This is a genomic window from Butyrivibrio sp. AE3004 (genome assembly GCF_000703165.1).
Classification (GTDB): Bacteria; Bacillota; Clostridia; order Lachnospirales; family Lachnospiraceae; genus Butyrivibrio.
Genome location: NZ_JNLQ01000002.1, coordinates 1,307,758 through 1,329,243, shown reverse-complemented (window position 1 = coordinate 1,329,243; position 21,486 = coordinate 1,307,758). Strand labels below are relative to the sequence as shown.

Annotated in this window: 17 protein-coding genes; 2 read left to right on the top strand and 15 right to left on the bottom strand. The window is 36.3% G+C overall.

Annotated features, from left to right (window positions below; translation table 11 throughout):
- Nucleotides 1–65: 65 nt before the first annotated feature.
- Nucleotides 66–527 carry a hypothetical protein gene (locus BV60_RS0108925; protein WP_029321052.1) on the top strand — a complete coding sequence of 154 codons (462 nt, stop codon included), beginning with the start codon at nucleotides 66–68 and terminating at the stop codon, nucleotides 525–527.
- A gap of 36 nt (nucleotides 528–563) precedes the next feature.
- Here the strand turns inward: BV60_RS0108925 and BV60_RS0108920 are convergent, their stop codons facing one another.
- The 14 genes from BV60_RS0108920 to BV60_RS0108855 all read right to left on the bottom strand — a co-directional run bounded on the left by BV60_RS0108920 (nucleotide 564) and on the right by BV60_RS0108855 (nucleotide 19,024).
- On the bottom strand, nucleotides 564–1,478 hold the full coding sequence (locus BV60_RS0108920; RefSeq protein WP_029321050.1) for an aldose 1-epimerase family protein: 915 nt from the start codon (nucleotides 1,476–1,478) through the stop codon (nucleotides 564–566).
- Between the two features lie 19 nt (nucleotides 1,479–1,497).
- Nucleotides 1,498–2,400, bottom strand: coding sequence for a ribosome small subunit-dependent GTPase A (gene rsgA / locus BV60_RS0108915; protein WP_029321048.1), 903 nt, complete (start codon nucleotides 2,398–2,400; stop codon nucleotides 1,498–1,500).
- A 35-nt stretch (nucleotides 2,401–2,435) separates the two neighbouring features.
- Nucleotides 2,436–4,439 carry a Stk1 family PASTA domain-containing Ser/Thr kinase gene (gene pknB / locus BV60_RS0108910; RefSeq protein ID WP_029321046.1) on the bottom strand — a complete coding sequence of 668 codons (2,004 nt, stop codon included), beginning with the start codon at nucleotides 4,437–4,439 and terminating at the stop codon, nucleotides 2,436–2,438.
- Complete coding sequence (locus tag BV60_RS0108905) at nucleotides 4,436–5,179, bottom strand: Stp1/IreP family PP2C-type Ser/Thr phosphatase (protein ID WP_026509747.1); 744 nt, start codon at nucleotides 5,177–5,179, stop codon at nucleotides 4,436–4,438. The genes pknB and BV60_RS0108905 overlap by 4 nt, the downstream gene beginning before the upstream one ends.
- Nucleotides 5,180–5,424: 245 nt before the next feature.
- Complete coding sequence (locus BV60_RS0108900) at nucleotides 5,425–8,493, bottom strand: glycoside hydrolase family 2 TIM barrel-domain containing protein (protein WP_029321045.1); 3,069 nt, start codon at nucleotides 8,491–8,493, stop codon at nucleotides 5,425–5,427.
- 126 nt (nucleotides 8,494–8,619) lie between these two features.
- On the bottom strand, nucleotides 8,620–9,450 hold the full coding sequence (locus BV60_RS0108895) for a carbohydrate ABC transporter permease (protein ID WP_029321044.1): 831 nt from the start codon (nucleotides 9,448–9,450) through the stop codon (nucleotides 8,620–8,622).
- On the bottom strand, nucleotides 9,443–10,342 hold the full coding sequence (locus tag BV60_RS0108890; protein WP_029321042.1) for a carbohydrate ABC transporter permease: 900 nt from the start codon (nucleotides 10,340–10,342) through the stop codon (nucleotides 9,443–9,445). The genes BV60_RS0108895 and BV60_RS0108890 overlap by 8 nt, the downstream gene beginning before the upstream one ends.
- 304 nt (nucleotides 10,343–10,646) lie before the next feature.
- Nucleotides 10,647–12,071: an ABC transporter substrate-binding protein gene (locus BV60_RS0108885; protein WP_029321040.1), complete on the bottom strand. Its 1,425-nt coding sequence runs from the start codon at nucleotides 12,069–12,071 to the stop codon at nucleotides 10,647–10,649.
- A 254-nt stretch (nucleotides 12,072–12,325) separates the two neighbouring features.
- Nucleotides 12,326–13,267, bottom strand: coding sequence for a helix-turn-helix domain-containing protein (locus BV60_RS0108880; RefSeq protein ID WP_029321038.1), 942 nt, complete (start codon nucleotides 13,265–13,267; stop codon nucleotides 12,326–12,328).
- 68 nt (nucleotides 13,268–13,335) lie between these two features.
- Nucleotides 13,336–14,316: a glycosyltransferase family 2 protein gene (locus BV60_RS21870; protein ID WP_051656616.1), complete on the bottom strand. Its 981-nt coding sequence runs from the start codon at nucleotides 14,314–14,316 to the stop codon at nucleotides 13,336–13,338.
- Between the two features lie 10 nt (nucleotides 14,317–14,326).
- On the bottom strand, nucleotides 14,327–16,627 hold the full coding sequence (locus tag BV60_RS0108870; protein WP_081846632.1) for a CotH kinase family protein: 2,301 nt from the start codon (nucleotides 16,625–16,627) through the stop codon (nucleotides 14,327–14,329).
- The gene (locus BV60_RS0108865) at nucleotides 16,608–17,279 is read right to left on the bottom strand and encodes a DUF4956 domain-containing protein (RefSeq protein WP_029321032.1); all 672 of its coding nucleotides are present in this window, start codon (nucleotides 17,277–17,279) and stop codon (nucleotides 16,608–16,610) included. The genes BV60_RS0108870 and BV60_RS0108865 overlap by 20 nt, the downstream gene beginning before the upstream one ends.
- A gap of 40 nt (nucleotides 17,280–17,319) precedes the next feature.
- Nucleotides 17,320–18,015, bottom strand: coding sequence for a polyphosphate polymerase domain-containing protein (locus BV60_RS0108860; protein ID WP_029321030.1), 696 nt, complete (start codon nucleotides 18,013–18,015; stop codon nucleotides 17,320–17,322).
- Between the two features lie 13 nt (nucleotides 18,016–18,028).
- Nucleotides 18,029–19,024, bottom strand: coding sequence for a glycosyltransferase family 2 protein (locus BV60_RS0108855; protein ID WP_051656614.1), 996 nt, complete (start codon nucleotides 19,022–19,024; stop codon nucleotides 18,029–18,031).
- A 270-nt stretch (nucleotides 19,025–19,294) separates the two neighbouring features.
- Between BV60_RS0108855 and BV60_RS0108850 the strand changes: the two genes are divergently transcribed.
- Nucleotides 19,295–20,272: a glycosyltransferase family 2 protein gene (locus BV60_RS0108850; protein WP_029321026.1), complete on the top strand. Its 978-nt coding sequence runs from the start codon at nucleotides 19,295–19,297 to the stop codon at nucleotides 20,270–20,272.
- Between the two features lies 1 nt (nucleotide 20,273).
- On the opposite strand, the gene BV60_RS0108845 is transcribed toward BV60_RS0108850, so the two are convergent.
- The gene (locus BV60_RS0108845; RefSeq protein ID WP_029321024.1) at nucleotides 20,274–21,314 is read right to left on the bottom strand and encodes a stealth family protein; all 1,041 of its coding nucleotides are present in this window, start codon (nucleotides 21,312–21,314) and stop codon (nucleotides 20,274–20,276) included.
- Between the last annotated feature and the right edge of the window lie 172 nt (nucleotides 21,315–21,486).

The window sequence follows — 21,486 nt, the reverse complement described above, 5'->3', positions numbered from 1 at the left end:
TACTTTCCTTGATGGAAATAAAGCATCATCAACAAAAATCAGGAAACATGAGGTATTAAATTGCAATGAATGATCACGAAAAAAAAATTACTGTACCGGATGAAAAAATAAAAGAACTTATAGACAGTGCCATCGTTATGTGTGATAAGATGGCAAATATTGAATTAAATGCTCATGACAGAGCTTCTCTTTCAAAGCTGGATAATGTTATTGAACAGATAAAAGGATTGAAGAAAAAAAATATTGTGACTGAGGAAGTCGCCCGTAATATTGCAGTTCCTTTCGGAGTTCTTGCCGGTGAAATAATGCTAAATGACAGACTTCGCAGTGAAGGCTTTTCCTTTATATCAGCTATAAATGCAACCGTCTCTGATGCGGGAGCACCTATTGTAATTGCTGATAAGTCAAGAATCAATACAATCGATACTATTTCAATGATTTATAAAGTACTTACAGATGATGGTGATTCCAAATCCACATTGAATCAGTTTTATGAAGCTTTTACACTCATGTTGAAAATAATGTAAAGAAAAAAAGCGCTCAGCTAATGAGCGCTTTTAAAATTATTCAAAAAGACTTATTGTATACTTTGCGTCAAAGGTATCATCTGCTGACAGGAGCTGTCCATGCTCTCTTTCCGAAAGTTCACCATTAAATCCTTCTGCGTCAGCTCTTCCATACCAGGGTTCAAGGCAAATAAAAGGTGCATTCTTCCCGGTAGGTGACCATATACCTATAAGCGGAGCCTCGAAGTCAACCCTTACAAATATATTCCCTGCAGCATCCATAATACCGGCGCTTGTAATCTGCTTGTCTTCGAGTATTATTGCACCACCATCAAAGGTATGCTCATCAACAATTATTTTACCATCTTCAGGAGTGAATTCATAAGTCTCATTAGCTGCAAGCGGATCATGGAACTTTCTGATAATCAGTGATTTCCCGGAATAAGAAATATCTTTTTTACCGGCTTCCTGTCCAACCTCGCTATCTCCGAGAATAACCTTGTTTCCTTCAAGCGTTCCCTTTTCGTCAAGCTCACAATTAAATGCAGGATGAGCTCCTATTGAAAAAGGCATTGTAGCGCTGCCTGTATTCTTAACCAGCCATGCTACAGATATTGTATTATCCTTCAGCTCGTAAGAAATCTGAAGTTCAAAATCAAAGGGATATTTTTTCAAAGTGTTTTCATCGGACTTTAACACAAAAACAGCTTTATCGTCAGTGTTTTCAGTACATTCAAATTCACAGTCCCTGGCAAAGCCATGCTGTCCCATATCATAGGTTTTACCATCATGACGGTATTTTCCTTCCGCAACTGCACCAACGAACGGAAACAAAACAGGTGATGTACGACCCCAGAATTTTGCATCACCGCACCACATATATTCCCTGTCACCAATTTTCGCACTCTTAAGCTCCGCTCCATGTGTATCAATCTCAGCAGAAATAGTCTTATTATTTAACTTTATGCGCATAGAATCATCTCCTTTTTAATTATCTGTATACTGGCTTCGCATTTTTTAATTCTTCATAAATAATCTTATAGTTATCATAGCGAACCTTTGATATCTCGCCTTCTTTAACCGCTGTCTTTACTCCACAGTCAGGCTCAGCTATATGACTGCAGCCACCGAATCTGCAATACGGTTCATACTGCTCAAATTCAGGATAATAATACGGGAGTTCTTCCGGAGTTATATCCTTTAATGCAAGCGATGTGAAACCGGGTGTATCGAAAATGTATGTAGAATTCTCTTCATCTGATAGTGCCGGAATAAAAAACATTTCGGAATGTCTGGTAGTATTACGTCCGCGAGATATTTTTTTACTAAGCTCACCGGTTTCCATATCAGCTTCAGGATGTAGCTTATTTAACAATGATGATTTTCCAACACCACTTGGTCCTGCAACCACTGATGTTTTCCCTTTTAGCTTTTCGCAAAGCCTGTCTATACCGGCTCCTTCATGTACACTTATAAAAATAACCTCATAACCGCATTTTTCATAAGCATCCATAAGCTCCTTCTGTTCCTGTTCGGATGCCAAATCCTGCTTGTTAAAACAGATGATTACAGGTAATTTATTCCTTCTCATCTGTATAAGAAATTTATCCAGAACATTATAATTCGGATCAGGTTTAACAATCGCAAACAGAACAACCGCCTGGTCGACATTAGCGACCGGCGGTCTTATAAGTTCGTTCCGCCGGGGCAATATTTTTGAAATATTGCCGGTTCCGGCTTCCTCATCAATTATTTCAATATCAACATAATCACCAACAAGTGGCTTTATATTGTCCTTTCGAAAAATGCCTTTGGCTTTGCATTCGTAAACTTTGGTACTTCCTGTATTAACATAATAAAAGCCGGCAATTCCTTTAACAATCCTTCCCTTCATAGGTGCTCCCAGGTTGTGCAATTATATTTTTATAGTTAACTCTGTGTAAATGTAACTGCTCTTGTTACCGTATACTCTTCAGTATGTCCCTCGATTACATTACCATACTCATCTGTTGTAGCAGGGCTGGTCGCGGTATAAGTAAAAGTTATCACACCTGTTGCAGAAGTAAGTCCGGTACGAATAACTCCTGTAATAGGAAATGAAGCAGTTGTTGTATCCAAAAGTGATGTCCCATCAGCTGTAACAAAAGACACATGAACAGATACTCCATTAGTATAGTTCTGCCCTTCTGTGGGAGCTGCTATATCTCCTGAAAAGCTATAGGAAACGCTTGTAGGACCAATAGACTTCTCCATGTCTATTGAAGTGCCGGGTTCTACTTTCGTTCCAACCGGCTGGCTCTGAGCTGTAACAATATCCACACCATAGGTATCATTATTTACATCAACAACTCTGCCCTGAGCAAGGCCTGCTTCAGAAAGTGTTGCTACCGCTTCATCTATTGAAAGACCTACCAGATTAGGTACAGATACCTTCGTATCCTGTTCCTGCGTCGAAGCGATGGTTGAAGCATCAGCAGCAACATCAGCAGTTGAAGCCTGTGCTGAAGACTCTGCTCCTTTTCCTGTGCTTACGGTAATCTTAACAGTTGATCCGCTCTCAGCATATTGTCCGCCCTCAGGCTCCTGAGAAACAACTGTGTTCTTTGCAAGAGAGCTGTCGTCATCTTCTATTTTTTCAAATTTGAAGTTCTTATCCTTCAATGCTGTAACAGCCTCAACATATGAAAGACCTGTAACATCAGGAATCTGTATTCCGTTAACAACAACCGCTTCGCCGGTTATACTCTCTGTCTGAAACTCCTCTTCTGTAGTATCTCCAAGAATTCCAATACTCCTACCTACGAGAATAATAACTATTATTCCGACAAGAACCGCACCAACCACTGCCAGAGCGATTGTAAGTCGCTCGATTCTGGCACTGTCAACATATCCTCTTCTGTCATATGCATCCTCGTCGTCTTCATAATCATCACTGCGATGTCTGCCATAATCCTGATTATGTCTCTTATGATTCTCATACTCACGCATAACATCAGAGTTAAGTCTCATCTGCTCTGTGTCGGTCAGACTTCCAATGCTCTTTGCTTCAGCTTCGGAAGCAACTCTTGTTGCACTCTCTTCATCAGGATCAACAAGATTTACAAAATCCTCGTCCGGAGTAATAAGTGATCTTTTCAAATCGGTAATAAGCTCTGCCGCGCTCTGATATCTTCTGTCAGGGCTCTTCTGACAGCACTTCATTACTATCTTTTCAACACTGATAGGTATCTCATCACTAAATTCAGCAGGCGAAGGCAATTCTTCCTGAATATGCTTAATAGCTATTGCAACGGTTGTATCACCGTTAAACGGAAGTCGCCCTGTAAGCATCTCAAAAAGAGTAATACCAAGGGAATATACATCACTCTTGGCATCGGAATAACCACCTCTTGCCTGTTCAGGTGATGTATAGTGAACAGATCCCATAACGTTGGAAGTAATAGTGTTACTGGTTGCAGCTTTAGCAATACCAAAATCCGTAACCTTAACTTTTCCTTCCTTCGAAATAATTATATTCTGAGGCTTGATATCACGGTGAATAATGTGATTATTATGGGCAGCCTCAAGTCCCATTGCAACCTGAATCGCAATACTGACTGCCTCCTTCACCGAAAGCCTTGATTTCTTCTCTATATATCTCTTAAGGGTAATACCATCAACAAGCTCCATTACAATATAATGGATGCCGTTCTCATCTCCAACATCATACACGTTAACAATGTTAGGATGCATCAGTCCGGCAGCAGCCTGGGCCTCAACTCGGAATTTCGAAACAAAATTGTCATTTTCTGAAAATTCCTGTTTTAAAACCTTTACGGCAACAGGCCTGTTCAATTTATGATCTTTTGCCCTGTAAACATCAGACATACCGCCGGTCCCTATTTTTTCAAGGATCTCATAACGGTCTCCGATCATCATTCCTATCTTAATCATTCAGCTCCTCCGTCAGCAAAAGGCTCAATCAGGATAACAGCGATATTGTCCTTACCGCCATGCTGGTTTGCCATATCCACTAACTTCTGTGCCTTCTCTATAATATCGCGTTGTCCACTGACGATCATGCGAATCTCCTGATCCTCAAGCATATTGGTAAGCCCGTCGGAACACATGAGCACGATATCCCCCTTTTCGAGCTCAACATTAAAGAAATCCACATCTACAGTATCATCAGCTCCAATTGCGCGAGTAATGATATTTTTCTCTTTATGAGTACGAGCCTCTTCAGGATCAAGACCACCTGCTCGCACCATCTCCTGTACCAATGAATGGTCACGGGTTATCTGTCTGATATCATCACCTATGACATACAGTCTGCTGTCCCCCACATTAGCAACCTGTAAATAACGCCCCATAACGGTTGCTGCAACGACTGTTGTTCCCATGCCATAAAGATGCTCATCTTCAGCAGCTTTCGCTCTCAGTTTCTGATTAGCTATCTTAATTGCATTTTCGAGAATGCGTACCGGATTCTGTTCAAAAGATCTCTCAATCTCTTCAACCATTGTATTAACTGTAAACTTTGATGCATAATCTCCGGCATTGTGACCGCCCATTCCATCAGCTACGATAAATACATTTGACAGATTACCGATCCGTCTCTCGGAGGAAAATACATAATCCTGATTCAGTTTTCGTTTCTGACCTATGTCAGTTATGGAAAAAGTCTTAAGCAAGGATGCCTCCGATCAATTAGTAATTTTTCAGCAAAAAGTTTTTCTGAATTTCGTTCAAAAAAGAACCTATGCCAATTAACAAATATACCACAAAAAGGGCATTTTGACAATGTGTATGGCGAGATATCAAAGCCCTCATCAATCTGCAGCGCAAACGGATGAGGGCTCTATTTTTTTTGATGCTTTATTATTTCTGATATTTAAGGTAATTCCTTGGTCTTATCAATATATGCAGCCCCTAGCGATCAAATCCCCTTAAACCAGAAGGTAAACTTTAGATTCTTTTCAGCAGGTAATCTGAACTCCGCAAGAGGTCTTGCTCCCCAGCTGTCATCCCCCGCAATGCCCATCTGCTGCATTGCTGCACGAACAACAGTGTAATGAACCTGTGGAAGTTCATATGCATGCATCGCATTTTCAACTTCATGAGGTGTATAAGGAAGAGCGCTGAATGAAATATTATCTCCGTAAAACTCCATTCCTCTTCCTTTGAGGTCTGTTACTTTTGCCCATCTGACATCACACTTGTTTCCACATTCCTGAGGAACCAGATATTTAGCCATGTTATCGGCTACTTTATTTTTGTATATACCGATTTTTCCGCCACGTTTTCTGTCCTCATAAGTTTCCTCTGCTCCAAGGCCGTACCAGGTGAGATTATCATAATCAGCATTCAGTTTGAAAAGCATTCCAAACTCAGGCATATCCGGAAGTCCTTTTACAGCATCATAATTCATCTCTGTCTTAATTGTTCCGTCACCAAATACTTCATATGTAACGACACATTCTGACTCCGGTGTGGTAGGCAGATAATAGGTGTACTCAATAGTTACGCTATTCTTACCTTCAGTAATCTTTGGAAATGTCATCGGTGCATCAGGCTTACCCTTTACGGAAGCATACATACTTGCTATTTTCCATTGAGCGTATCTTTGCTGCATCATACTTCCGCAATCATTATCGTTAGGCGCTCTCCAGAAATTCGGCGAAGGTGCTTTTTCTATCATCTCTCTGCCTGCAAACACATATGAGCAAAGTCCTGCCCCCATAGTTGAAAACAAAGCAGAAAAATTATCGCCATGAATTCCGATATTATTCTTTCCGTGAACAATCCTTAAGCTTTCTGCACACTTAAACGGCTTTGAAATCTTTTTAATAACGGTCTGTCCAAATGCTATTTCATGGCCTGCATCAGCCCAAATTGTTTTCTCTTTAAGACTAAAGGACACAGTAAGTACAAATTCAAGAGTCCCGCTAGTGAGCGCATATCCTGTTTCGTACTCCATCATGGCTCCAATTATTTCCTTTGGAATGCTGAAGGCTTTATTGGATAAAGGCTTAACTTCACATTCCATTGGCATCTCTAATATTTTTTCACCGTTTGCAAGAAGAATTAGTGCTGTGTCAAAGCAGTCTGTATTTACAAAAAGGTTCTTGTTTATAACCTTAAATTTGTTCTTTTCAAATACTACAGAAATATTCTGATAGTTGAACTTAACTTCCTGCATCTTGGGCGAAGCCGTTCTGTCACCATAAGCGATTCCGTTTCCACTGAAATTATAATCCGAAGGTCTGTCATAAAAATCTCCGCCGTAGGCTTCGAAATATTTACCGTACCTGTCTTTCTTCAAAATACTCTGATCGATATAATCCCAGATAAAGCCACCCTGATATCTTGGCTCAGTATCTGTAAGATCGGTGTAAAGATGCATTCCGCCACAGGAATTTCCCATTGCATGAGTATATTCACAGCAGATAAAAGGTTTGTCCTTTTCATTCTTCAAAAATTCTTTAATAGCCGATACAGGAGGATACATCTGGCTTTCCATATCAGATGTGTCATTAAAATGTCTGTCATGGAACAGTCCTTCATAATGGACAAGTCTGGTTTTATCATGCTCTTTAAAACGTCTGCTCATAGCATACGGAACACTTCCGCCAAATGACTCATTTCCGATTGACCATATAAGAATAGACGGATGATTCTTATTTCTGTGGAAGCATGAATCCACTCTGTCAAGCATCATAGCCTTCCACTCTTCTTTATCCTTCGGAAGAATAAAATCTTCAGTCTCTATGCCTCGCTCATATGGTTCCCATGTTCCATGTGTTTCGAGATTATTCTCAGCTATCATGTAAAGTCCATAGATGTCACATAGTTCATAAAGTGCTGAATCATCAGGGTAATGACTTGTTCTTATCGCATTGATATTGTTCTTTTTCATAGTAACAACATCCTGAATCAGCTCTTCTCTGCTTGGAACACGACCGTTTACATGACTAAACTCATGCCTGTTTACACCCTTAAACACAATACGCTTGCCGTTAAGCTGCATGATTCCGTTTTTCATCTCAAATTTGCGGAGGCCAACATATTGACGAATGACTTCATATACTACACCCATTGCATCTGTAATGGTGAGATAAAGTTCATATAAATTAGGTTCCTCTGCGCTCCATAAATGTATTTTTTCAAAGTCACAGCTTCCTGTTGTTGTGCCTGATGATGAAAGCGGGATTTTTCCTTCGAGAACTTTTTCTCCTTTATACAAAAGTTTAAGTTCCATCATACCATTTCCGGAGGTTGCAGCATTTATTGCAAGACTTGCCACTTTAAAATCATCAGAAAGCTGTGTCTCTATGGTAAGGTCAGAAACATGTACCTTTGGAACCGCATAAAGATAAACGCTTCTGAAGATTCCGGAAAATCTGAAGAAATCCTGATCCTCGCACCAGCTGCTGGAGGTCCATTTAAATACTCTGACAGCGAGCTTATTTTCACCCTTTATAAGTGCATCCGTAAGATTGAATTCAGACGGATCAAAGGTATCCTCACTGTATCCAATATATTTTCCGTTAAGCCACAGAGCAAAACCGCTCTCAACACCCTGAAAAGATATACAGATTTTTTCGCCCTTAAAATCCTTTGGAAGCGTAAAAAGCTTTACGTAATCTGCAACCGGATTAAATCTCTGCGGTATCTCACCGGGTCTTATATCTTCAGAACCATCCCAGGGATACTGAATGTTTACATACTGCGGTCTGTCATATCCCTCCATCTGAATATGAGCCGGTACATTAATTCTGTCCCAGCCGGTTGTATCATAGTCTTTTTCCCAAAAAGCTTTTGGTGCATCATTTATATTTTTTGAATAGTGAAAATGCCATACTCCGTCAAGACTCAGTCTATAACTGTTTTTTCCTGCTAAAAGCTCTGCCATTGATTTATATGCTATATGATCAGAATGCGCAGGTAATCTGTTTTGCTGGAAGATTTCAGGATTTTTAACTATCTCATATTGAAACTCTTTCATAAAATACCCCTTTATTACAGTAATTATTGCAAAAATCAAGCGTAGGGAAAGAATTTATTCAGCTTTCTCCTACGCTCGCTAAATGATTATAATGTTCCTCGAAGAACCAAGTCGTTCACCAGGTGATTACTTAACTGATCCTGTGATACCTTCCGTGAATTGCTTTTGCAGAACAAAGAATACAATCATTGTAGGCAATGAGCAGAACAAAACACCCATCATAAGCATACCATAGTCAATTGTGTAGCCACCTGCCAGGTTGGCAATAAGCATAGGCATTGTCTGAGCTCTGTTATCTGTCATAACTACTCTCGGCCACAGATAAGCATTCCAGGAATTCATAAATGTAATAACCGCTGCTGCAGCATATGTAGATTTCATTACCGGCATATACATACGGAAGAAAATCATCATTTCGGAAAGTCCGTCAATTCTTGCAGCCTCCATAATATCCGGAGGAAAATTACGCGAGTTCTGTCTGAACATCATTATCATAAACGGAGTAGATATTGCCGGAAGTGCAAAGCCCCATACTGAATTAAGAAGCTTCATCTTACTCATCATGGTGAACAACGGAATCATTGTAGCAACTCCGGGAATCATCATTGCCATAAGAAGAATTGCGAACAGTATATCCTTAGCTTTGTCATGATAAAGTTCGAAACCATATCCTGCAAGAGAACAGATAAATATGCACAGGATAGTCTGAACTGTTGAATATAAAATTGAGTTTCCAAAAGACTTCCACAGATTGGAACTGTTTACAAGGTTATTAAAGTTCTGAACCATGTAATTACCAAACCAGATTTTACCTCTTGATACATCAACAGTCTGGTTGGTTGCTGCCGTGATCATCCAAAAAAGCGGAAACACGGAGAAAAATGATACTATTATCAAAAAAATGTATGTAGGAATTAGCCTTCTCTGAATGGCACTTCTATTCTTTTTCTCAGTCACGTGAATCACCTACTTTCAAATTGATAGCAGCAAGTACTGCAACAAGTACAAGTACAAAGAATGACATCGCAGATGCATAACCGAAGTTAGCAACACCCTGTCCGAATGAGTTATTGTAAATGTAATGAGACATTGTAATTGTTGTATTTGCAGGTCCACCGTTTGTCAGGTTTACTGACTCATCAAAGAGCTGAAGTGTACCATTTATTGACATGATGAATGTCATGATAATTACAGGCTTAAGAAGCGGAACAGTCATGTACCAGAAAGTTTTCCATGCGTTAGCGCCGTCAATCTTAGCTGCCTCATACACTGAATATTCGATATTTTGAAGTCCGGCAAGATAGAATACCATGTTATATCCTGTCCAGCGCCATATCAGCGCTATGATAATAACGAATCTCGCCGTATTAGTCTGGCCAAGCCAGTTAATGTTTTCATGAATAATGCCAAGGTTTGTAAGAATAATATTTACAAGACCCTGAGTAGCAAATATTGATCTGAAAATAAGTGCATATGATACAAGTGATACTGCACAAGGAAGGAATACACAAGTACGGAAAAGTCCGCGGAACTTAAGATCCTTATTATTCAGAAGCTGTGCCAGAAGTATTGCAAGAATAAGCATGATCGGCACCTGAATGATCAGATATAAAAATGTGTTTCCAACAGATTTCATGAACATCTTATCCTGAAACATTCTGATGTAGTTATAATTCCAGGGATCTGCCCATTTGAAGTTCTTACCTGTACCCGTCTTAAAAGAAGTAATAAACGCCTGTACCATCGGGTAGAAACTCATTACTATTATCATCGCGGATGCAAGAACAAGGAATAACCAGCCTGCAGCTCTCTGCTTAGCTAAAAGGCTCATCTTCTTTTTCTTTTCCATTTTTGTTCTCCTTAAAATTTTTAGCTGCAAGAGAAATATATTTTTACAATACAAGTCCCTTGCCCCTTATTATGCTGAAATATCTCCTAAAATATACGGGGAATCGGAAAACCGATTCCCCGATAAAACCCTCTCTAAAAAACCCTAATTTTAATTGAAGTTATGATCTTACTTCACAAGGTAGTTCTGATCTCGCTTCGTAAGGAAGTTTTGATCTTATTTCACAAGGAAGTTCTGATCTCGCTTCGCTCGCCAGAACAAAGTAGTACACTAGGCTCGAAAGGACCTCGCCAAGTGATTACTTTTACTGTCCCATTTCGAACTTAACCTGATCTTCAGCACCCTGAAGCTCTGTGTCGAGGTCTGATCCATTGATTACGTTTGTAATAGCTGCCTGGATATATGTACGAGCGTTATAGTGATAATCACTCTGCTCAACTACAGGAACGTTAGCACCCATGTTAACGATGTCAGCATAGATTGACTGGCCGTTGAAGAAGTCTACGCCTTCCTGGTAAACATCAGACTTAGAAGCTGAGATGCATGTTCCGATAACACCACCGTTACGAAGAGCGTTGTCATATGTATCCATAGCACCTTCACCGCCGCCGAATGTGTAAGCAAGGAAGCTCTTAGCAAGTTCAGGCTTTGAGCAGTTAGCTGTTACATAGAGTGAAGAACCACCGTTAGCAGCATAACCTTCTTTACCTGTAAGTGTAGGAATTGTTGTGATCTGCCACTTACCACTGTTCTCAGCAACCTGCTCCATTGTAGGAATGATCCAGTTACCGTTGAATACACCTGCTACCTGATCGCCGATGATAGAAGTATCTGTGTACTCTGACCAGTCATTGCAAAGGTAGATAACACCGTCCTGAGCACCTGTGATGATAACTTCAAGGATCTGTTTAAGTGTATCGTTGCCTACGAAGTAAGGCTGTCCATCCTTCCACTGTGACTGACCTTCAGCCTGCATCATCATGTAAGGAAGATCGTCTCCGTTGTGGTCCATTGAAAGGAGATACTTTCCTGTCTTCTCCTTAACATCACGACCGATCTCAAGCCATCTTTCCCATGTGATACCTGTTACGTCATCCATTGTGTAACCGCACTCTTCAAGGATATCTGTACGATATGCAAAGATTGATGTGCCGTTATCAACAGGAGCGCCGTAATGCTTACCATCGATTGTTGAGTAAGAAATCTTCTCAGCACCGAGGTTGCTCCAATCAATACCTGCATCCTCAAGATCAATCCAAGCATCCGGATAGTTTGTAACATAGCTCTGGATGTAGTGATCCTGGAAAAGAACGATGTCAGGAAGCTGTGAATAGTCACCTGAGTTAGCTGCAAGTGTTACAGCGTTCTCAACGTCAGATGAAGCTGACTGCTCGATGATGTTGAGCTTGAACTCGGGATCAACAGTCTGATAAGCCTTCTCAGCTGCCTCAAGTGCAGGAATATTGAAGTTCTTATCCCAAGCATAAACTGAAAGCTCATGCTCGCCTTCGGATGAAACATCAGCTGTAGGAGCAGCTTCTTCAGCAGCATCTGTTGCCTCTGTTGTCTCTGCGCTATCAGTAGCTTCTGTTGTCTCAGTGCTATCTGTAGCCTCTGTTGTTTCATTTGAAGTTGTAGCTGTGTCAGCGCTTCCGCTATCGCCGCATCCTGCAATCATAGAAAGTGTCATTGCAGATGCAAGTACTATTGATAATGCTTTTCTTTTCATTATTATGTCCTCCCTAATGAAAATAAAATTAGTATCTTACTTGATTCTATTTTCAAGTGATTACCCATCAGATGATTTTAGGCATTTTGACTGAAATAATCACTCTCTGAATCAAACATATGTATATTATACCAATGAAACATAAAAATAATGCACATTTTTATAACTAAAATGTGCATTATCGACCAATTATGAACAAATTTTGAATGAATTTTGAACAAGCTTAAATGATTAAGTTGCCCATTTTAAGCCATTTACCATCCTTTTAAGGCATGAATGTTATAATCCAGGAGTTTTCCTACATAATTCTCCTTATTTTTCTTCCACTGATATGGCGAAGTGCCCAAAAACTTTTTAAAATTCCTATTAAAGGTAGACACATTGCCAAAGCCACATTCCACAGCAACTATTTCCATAGGATGCTCTGTTTTTCTCATTGTATCACAGGCCTTTTGAATTCTGACCAGATTAAGATAATCCATCGGCGCCATATTAATGATGTCCACAAAGGACCGTCTAAAATGTGTTTCACTCATATTACATACATTGGCAAGGTCAAGCGCACGTATCTCATCAGCATAGTTTTCTTCTATATACTCAATTGCCGGCTTAATGCTCATTATATCAGCGCCGCTTTCTCTTTCTATAAGTGTAGGAGCCTCCGCATCCATGGACTTATGCATCCGCATTATCAAAAAAGCCAGCGTCTTTATAAGGTTCTGAGTTGTTTCCTTGTAATAGGGCTTTTTATCCCTCATCTCCTCCATTATCCGTTTTATGATCTCAGCCATCTGAGGATTCTCATCAGCATGTATCAGGTCAGCTCTCTTATTAAGAATCGTTATTGCTTCCCTTTGTTTTGGAACATTATCCGGATACATCTGCTCCGCAACAAGCTCAACATCGAAAAACAGATACTCCCAGAAGTTCTCCTCTTTACTGTTTGTTGTATGAGGATAGTTAGGCGGAATCGTAGTAAACATATCTGTTTCATAATCACTGGTCTTCTCATCGAATACCACTATTCCTTTTCCATATCTGCAATACCCCACTTCAAAAAGATTATGAAAATGCAAGGTATTTATAGCCTCGCCATAAACCCTGATCCATTTCTCACCAAGAAGGGCCAGACAACTCTGCCCCTGAGGTATTTCGTAGAAACGGAATTCAATTGTTTGTTTCTTTTTTCGTCCCATATGTCATCCATTAAATAATTCTAAAAATGCCTGCCCATATATTGTATGAACAAGCATAATTAAATCCTTTATCCCCTTAAAAAATCTCTAACAAAATCATAGACTTCAAAACTAATACAAAATAGTAACAATCTAATTTTTTCTGATAGTTTAACATGTGGAATAAGTCTTTTAGCTATTTTTCTATATTCCGTTACCTGTCGGTCAATCTCTTTAATTACATCCGATTCGCGGTGTTCCTTCTTCCAATAGATTAATTTTCTTGTTCCTTCTCCAAACCTGAAAAGAGCAAAATCATAATATTCTTTATTTATAAAATAATTAATTGTTCTAATTATAGAGTCAGTAGAATCAAGATTACTAAGCTTAAACTTACTACGCATTATGCTTCCTTTAGACAGTGTTTGATAATATATAACTTCATCTAATATATATACTTTAGTAGTATTTTCCATTATGTCAGATATCACATATTCATCCTCATAATTTCGTCCCTCAGGAAATCTAATGTTTTGAAAAATATCTCTTTTATATAATTTCCCCCATATAATTTCCCATAAATATGACTCTATATCATACATCATGGATAAAACATCAACCGGATGCACAATTTTGTTTTGTAAATTATTTGGAATTAAATTAGTGCTTTCTAATTCACCATTATCATAAAATTTGCTATAGTTTCCTATGCATATATCAACATTCATCTCTTTCATTTTAACTAATAAACTTGATAATGCGTTATCTGCTATACTATCATCGCTATCCAAAAAAAATATGTATTCTCCTCTGCATATATCGAGCCCCGCATTTCGTGCAGCACTTAAACCTTTATTCTTCTGATGAATAGCAACCACATTAGGATTATTCCTGGCATAGTCATCAATTATTGCCCCCGAAGCATCAGTGCTTCCATCATCTATTAATATAATCTCCATATCTACATTTTTCTGATTCAATACACTTAAAATACATTTATGTAAATATTCCTCCCTATTGTAAATAGGAATAATTATCGAAATCATATTCGTAATTATTTCATCATTCATAAAAACCATCCTAATATATATTTACTTCTTTTTTATATTCATCTATATAGAATCGCATATTGCTCTCCCTTATCTGAGCAAATTCTTTCATATACAGTACATTTTGTTTCCATCCATCATATGAATATGATTCATCATAAGAATTCACATCCTTAAATATCTTTTTTAGCTTTGTTAACCAACCATCTACAATATGCCATCTTAAATAATGAGCCTCAATTTCAGGACCATAAAGCTTCTCAAAATACTCTATTCTTGATAGAACGTTTTCCTCTGAGAATACAGTATTTAAGCATTCTTCAAATCTTGAAAAAAATCTGTCTCTAAAATTATTATTTTTTATAAGCCCATTAATCAACTCACGATTAGCAGCGTAAACATATGGAATTTCTCCTATTTTTTCACTATCATATTTTTCTTTCAAAATAAATTCTACAGAATTATAATTCGGATACAAAAAGGTGTTATCTGCATCGTAAAAAACAAAACGCCATTTATTATCACCATAAGATGCATCTTTCTGATCGGCCCTCCAAATTTTAAAATTATTTCCAGGCCAATCACAATTAGCAAAATACATCTCAGCTATGTAATAATCAATAAAATTATCTATATCAACTCTTTCGCATACATAATCATATGAAGCCTTATCTGACATATCATGCTTTTTTACATAATCAATCAAATTATAGTAATCGTGTAAATCTTCTTCTGATCCGTTACATATATCAGGAACAAATGGTTCAACATCTGTGTTTAGTTCTATAAGTACCAGTTTTGAAGAATCTATACCATAATGCCTTGAAAAATAGCTTTCATCATAACGTTCTCTAATATTATGAATTCCCCAATACTCACCATTTATAAATAATACAGAAGGCTGTGCTGCTAAATATGGGACATTCATATCATCAGAAATCAGTGAATGCGCCAAAACATCGCAAAACATCGTTCGATTAAAATCATTTCCGGAATTTCTTAAAGTGATTTCTTCAATCCCATCGTTTGCATAAGAAAAAGCTGAAGGCACCTCCTCAAAAATATCATTTGCAAATAATTCATTATTGTCTATTACTTCAAGTTTTAAACTCTTTTCAGCATATATTTTTGAGCCTTCACCTGCTATTGATAGCAGAGTATTACAATTTGATATTTCATTTCCTTTGCTATCAAATATCTCAACATAAGCTTTAACCTTACCATTGTCATTATAATTAGCACCTGACAAATAATTTTGTTGTTTCTCCTTATTGTACTTTTTCCAATAATATGCAGATTTTCCTGGCACATATATGCCATCCCGTTCATCAAATAATTCATCAGAATTTAATGATAATGAAATAATATCAAAAGTAGTATCAGGAGAAATAAAATAGGAACCTGTCACTATATCTTCAGATAGGACCCCATTTTTCATGGTACGTGCCTTAACCACTGTTCCCTTATAGAAATATTTATTTTCCCACTTGTATTTAAATGTATAATTTACTGTAGTTTTTACATTGGCAATATTATTAGGTTCACAGTTCTTATTTGTTATTTTTATCGGACCTGAATAACGCTTGGATGTAGGCACCGGATTCGATCCATCCATCGTATATAAAATAACACTATCTTTATCCATGGAAGAAATCGATAATTCAAATGAATTGTTGTAAACACCGGATTTTTCAGACAAAATCGGTGCCATTAACGCTTTATCCGTCTTAACACCATAAGAAATTGGCGTTGCATTATTCGATTTACCTGGCGAAGCATTTGAAAGCAATGCTAAAGTTTTGGGATTTTTAGAAGGTCTTCCAACAGAAATACCGGGATTAACACTCGTATTGATAAAAACCTCATCTATACAATTAAAATCTTTATCATTTAACGTAATAACATCATCATCATTAATCAAAAAATCCGTATGCATTTCTGCTTTATCAGTAATTTTATTCTTACCGGATGCCCATACAACAAGATACTCTCCTGCGTCTAGTTCATAGTCAGGAAAGTACCATCTGTTAGCTTTTCCGGCATGATCAGCAATTGACATTCCAAAAAGATTGACCGGATTTGATCCATAATTATAAATTTCTATCCAGTCACTGTTATCCCCATCTATATCCTTTTGCAAGCCAAGGTTTGCATACATCACTTCGTTAATGCAAAGAGTAATTCCTGTCTCGTTTTCTTCATATTCGTTTATATCTTTGTACTCTTTTTTTATACATAAAAACATAGTAAAAAGCAGTATTACAAATGATATAATCCCAATTATCCTATAAACACGACGGTGTTTCAAAGCTTCACCCCGCAATTTCCCCATTATATGTCACAATATTAATAGCATTAACCCCTTCAATAGTTTTAATGCTCTTTACTATTTCTGAATCCATTCCCTTTTTGATAGAAACTTCATAGGTAATATCAAGTCCTGATGGACATAAATTCTTCATCTTTAAGTTTGACTTATTACAAAGCCTTTCAATGATATCAGTAATAGTATCAGCATCAACATGCTCATTAGCATGTACAATTACAAGATATGTAGTTTCATCAAAAATACCCTTACTCAACAAAAAAAGTATAAATGCAATAATAAAACTTCCAAGAATTGCAATCATGTAAATACCTGACCCGCATGCTATACCAACCGCTATCGTCCAAAATATAAATGCGCTATCCTTTGTATCCTTAACGGCAGTTCTGAATCTGATTATGGAAAGTGCACCCACCATACCTAGAGAAAGAGCCAGGTTACTGCCTATTATCATCATTACCATCGTAGTAATGATAGTTACAAGCAATAATGTAACATTAAAGTTTTTGGAATACATTACTCCTGTATAAGTTTTCTTATATACAAAGCAAATAAAAAATGCCAAAATCACTGACATAATTAGCCCAATCGCAATCTCTTCAATTGAGATATTCGTGTTGTTTTCAAGCAAATAATAAAGCAATTCTCGTTTATTCATTCTTAAATCAAATTTCCTTTTATAATTATTTTAATTTTAGCTAAGCTAATGTATCTCTCACCATGCAATATTTACTTATTGCGGAATGCTGAATAATAGTTGTGCTGATAGCTTGCTTAATAAATTCAGGAAATACACTATCATATTTAACTTCCATAACAAAAAGGGGTTCTCTAATTACCGGAACCATGCCAATATTTCCATCAAACAGTCGATCAGAAAAAGCTCCTCTTATAAACTTATCAAAGGTCACTCTAACATTATGCTCAGGATAAACATAAGCCTCTCTATCATAATCAACAATTACTTTTGGCTTATATACCTGTCTCACCATGATGTTATGAGCTTTTACTGCAACGCTATCAGAATATCTTTCAAGACATAAATAATTCCCTTTTATGACCGATTGCGCATCTTCCTTAGTAATTGTTAATGATTCCTTTTCTATATAATCACCATGACGGTTCTTTATTTCAAACTTTACATCATTATCGGTAACATCATAAATACGAAGTCGCAACTTTTTTCTTTCATCAATTCCGGAAAGCTTTGAATAATAATCAACGTTATCAACAGAATCAAAATACAGGCTTCTTACATAATACTGTCCTTTATCTCCCATATGAGAATCTGGCTTCATCATAGTCTGGATAAGCTGTTTAACATGATAGTATTCCGTGATACTGATATAAAATTTCTTTTCATTCCTAAATACATAGCTCAATTTACTATTCATATCTTCAATGTATTTACCCAAAATTGCGTTTTGCAAATCTTTTTGAGTGTTTTCTCTGAAAAATTGTATACCCTTTCAAAGATAATCTGAAAAGCAAAAATCTGAGTTTGTTTTTCATGCTAACATATGGCATCAATTCCTTCGCAAATCCACAATATATCTTGTAAAGTCTTCGTATTTCATTTTGGGAATCTTCATCCTTTAGAACACAATTAAAATATATTATAGATCTTGTACCTACCCCAAATTTAAAAACAGCAATATCATAATATTTTTTTTTGAGCAAATACTTAATCACCTCAGAAATTCCACTTGCATGGAACAAATTTTTAAGCCCATATTTACTTCTGGTAATGCTGTGAGATGAGAATACCTGATTGTATACCACTTTATCAGTAAAGTAAATTCTCTCACACGCTTCAATAAGTGAAGGTAAAACAAACTGATCTTCACTTTTTATTATTTCATCAGGGAACCTAACACCATCCCATATTTTTTTTCTATAGAGCTTTCCCCAGTTAACAACAAGTACATGTGTAAACTCAGAATAAAATAATAACTCACAAGTCTCACGGTTTGTAAGCAGTTTATTACAATATTTTTCCGGTATTTTGAAGGTTTTATCATAACTGCCATCATCCAGATACTCAGAATAATTCCCCAATACAAGATCCGCATCATTTTCTATTTGAAGTTTCATCAAAGTGTACAGCGAATCCTCAGGAAGATAATCATCATCATCTATAAAAAAAACAAAATCACCCTTGACGTTATCAAGACCAGTATTTCTGGCGACGCTAAGACCAGCATTTTTTTCATGAATCACTCTAATATTGTCATATTTAGATGCATATTCGTCGCAAATTTGGGGAGATGAATCAGTACTTCCGTCATCAATAATAATAATTTCAAAATTTACATTTTTCTGGGCAAGAATGCTATCTATACATCTTGACAAATAATTTTCTCTATTATAGACAGTAAGAATCACTGAAATCAAATTATTCATAAATAACTAATTTAATTCTCCATTATCATTTTAATAAATGTGAAGTTTTATATACATATGTATTATAATATTTTTATTCTTTACATTGATAGAAGATTATATTATTATTTTCAAGATTTAACAATTGTTTTTGTAATTATTTTTGTTCTCACATAATAAATACAAAACAAGATGATTTTTAAACTATTTTTGAAGAATTCGTTTTATTATTTATAGCACATGGTTATAATCGTATTTTAAAGTTAATAGAACATAAAAAGGGATAAAAAAATGAGTGAATCAAGCAATATAATTTCTGTAATCATTCCAGTTTATAATAGGGAAAAGTACATAAATAATTGTATAGAAAGTGTACTAAATCAAAAAGATGTTACCACAGAAATAATACTTGTTGATGATGGCAGCACTGATAATTCTCCTATATTATGTGATAACTATGCCAGCAAATATCCAAACATCGTTGTTTTACATACTGAAAATAATGGTGTAAGTCATGCCAGAAATCAGGGATTAAACATTGCTACCGGGAATTACGTAATGTTTCTTGATAGTGATGATAGATTAGCTCCCAAAGCTCTTTCTTTACTTTTAACTTCTATCAAAGAACATGATGCAAATTATGTCATCGGAAATTTTGACATATACTCAGATGGTGGAGATTATCTAGGCAGACCATATATTCCAGACTATTATCTCAACAAAAAGTTAAATAAATATGAAGTTTTAAGCATGATGGCTGAAGCTGACTGCAGACTTGTTATACAAGTTACTGCTAAACTATATGATATGCATTTATGGAAAACTCTTCGATTTAGAGAAGATATTAGAATAGCTGAGGATGATTGTACTCTTCCCTATCTATTGGATCAATCGAAGTCAATATATGTTATCAGTGAACCAGTTTACTATTTTACATGTTCAGAAAAAAGCCTTATGCGTAGTAATCCTTCAATGAAATTACTTGACGCAACATCAGTGAATATTCTTATAACTAACTATTGCTTGTCATTAAAAAACTATAAGGCAAGTCTCTTTAGGTTTGGCTTTGGAACGAGACTTCTTCTAGAAGCAAAGGATGCCCTTAGAAATAAGGATGCAAAAATAATAATCAACAATCAATATAAAGATTATTGCAAAATTGCTAAAGCACTTTTACCTTATGTAAGTAAAAAAAACAAAATAAGATTATTATTATTTAGAATAAATCTTACATTATATGGTTCCATTAGAAATCTTATAAATAACTGATTTAATATTTTTCATATGAACTTTTTTCAGGAAGTATTCTCTCAAATGCATCAACAAGTCTCTTTTGACAACGAAAAAATAATTGTTCATCTGTGCCATCAATCGTATCATTGATAACCAAAATAGGTTTTTCTTTCCTTACTATCTTATTACATATTTCATCTAAAGATTTTTCGTTCTGAAAACCTAAGTATTCACCTATCAAAGAAGTATTAATAGGTGTAAAGTTTCCAGTAACTAAATTCCAATACTTCATTAACCACGTGCTTATATCCATTGCAGTTCTATACCTGTTCATGCAAACCCTGTCAAGGTTTTCATTCTCTAATTCCCAGATACTTTGAAATACACTCTTCTTATGTGGAATTGCAAGATGCTGATCCTTAAAGCCTGTTATTCTTTTAAATGCTAGTTTATTTAGATTAGACAACATTATTTTTCGTCCATAAATAGGGCTTACCCACTTAAGGACAGCTTTTAACGGTCTTCGTTGTTCTCCGAAATGTTTATTAATAATTCCAAGATTATTAAAGACAATATGTTCAAACACACTAGTCAAATCATAATTAAACAAAATCTCACACTGTGGCATATCACATGGAAGATTATTTTTATAAAACATATCTTCAGTAGTCTGTGATATTACAAACACATCATCATTGAACAATATAAAGTTTTCAGAAAGATCTTCTATCCTATGCAGATTTAATTCAATAACATTAGAATTGTAAGTTGGCAAGTACTTATCAGGAATATAATCTTTGTGTTTTATAATTACAAGCTTCTCATGATCAATATTAAGCCAATCCGGCACATGCCCCCATGTCACAAAAAATATCTTATTGATAAATGGCATATTTTTTTCTATACCGCGAAACCAATACCGCATCAATCCCCAATCTCTGTATCTTTGATTTGAATTTATGCTATCATCAAGAAAGGGCATTTTTTCATCATATAATCTTTTTTCAGAAAGCCATAACGGATCACTTCCATCTACCCAAGGAATTACAATATCAATTTTTGAATTCTTTTTTTTCATATCATAGTCTCACTTTCAAAGAAAATATTCTTGACTTATTAGCCATGAAATAAATTCAAAACTATAAAACATTCATCAAAATAACACATAAAATTAAGCGTGGCAAATTACTATTTTTAAATTTATATACCTTGTTACGTATTCCGCTGTTTTGCTCTTCCCCCTCGCTGCC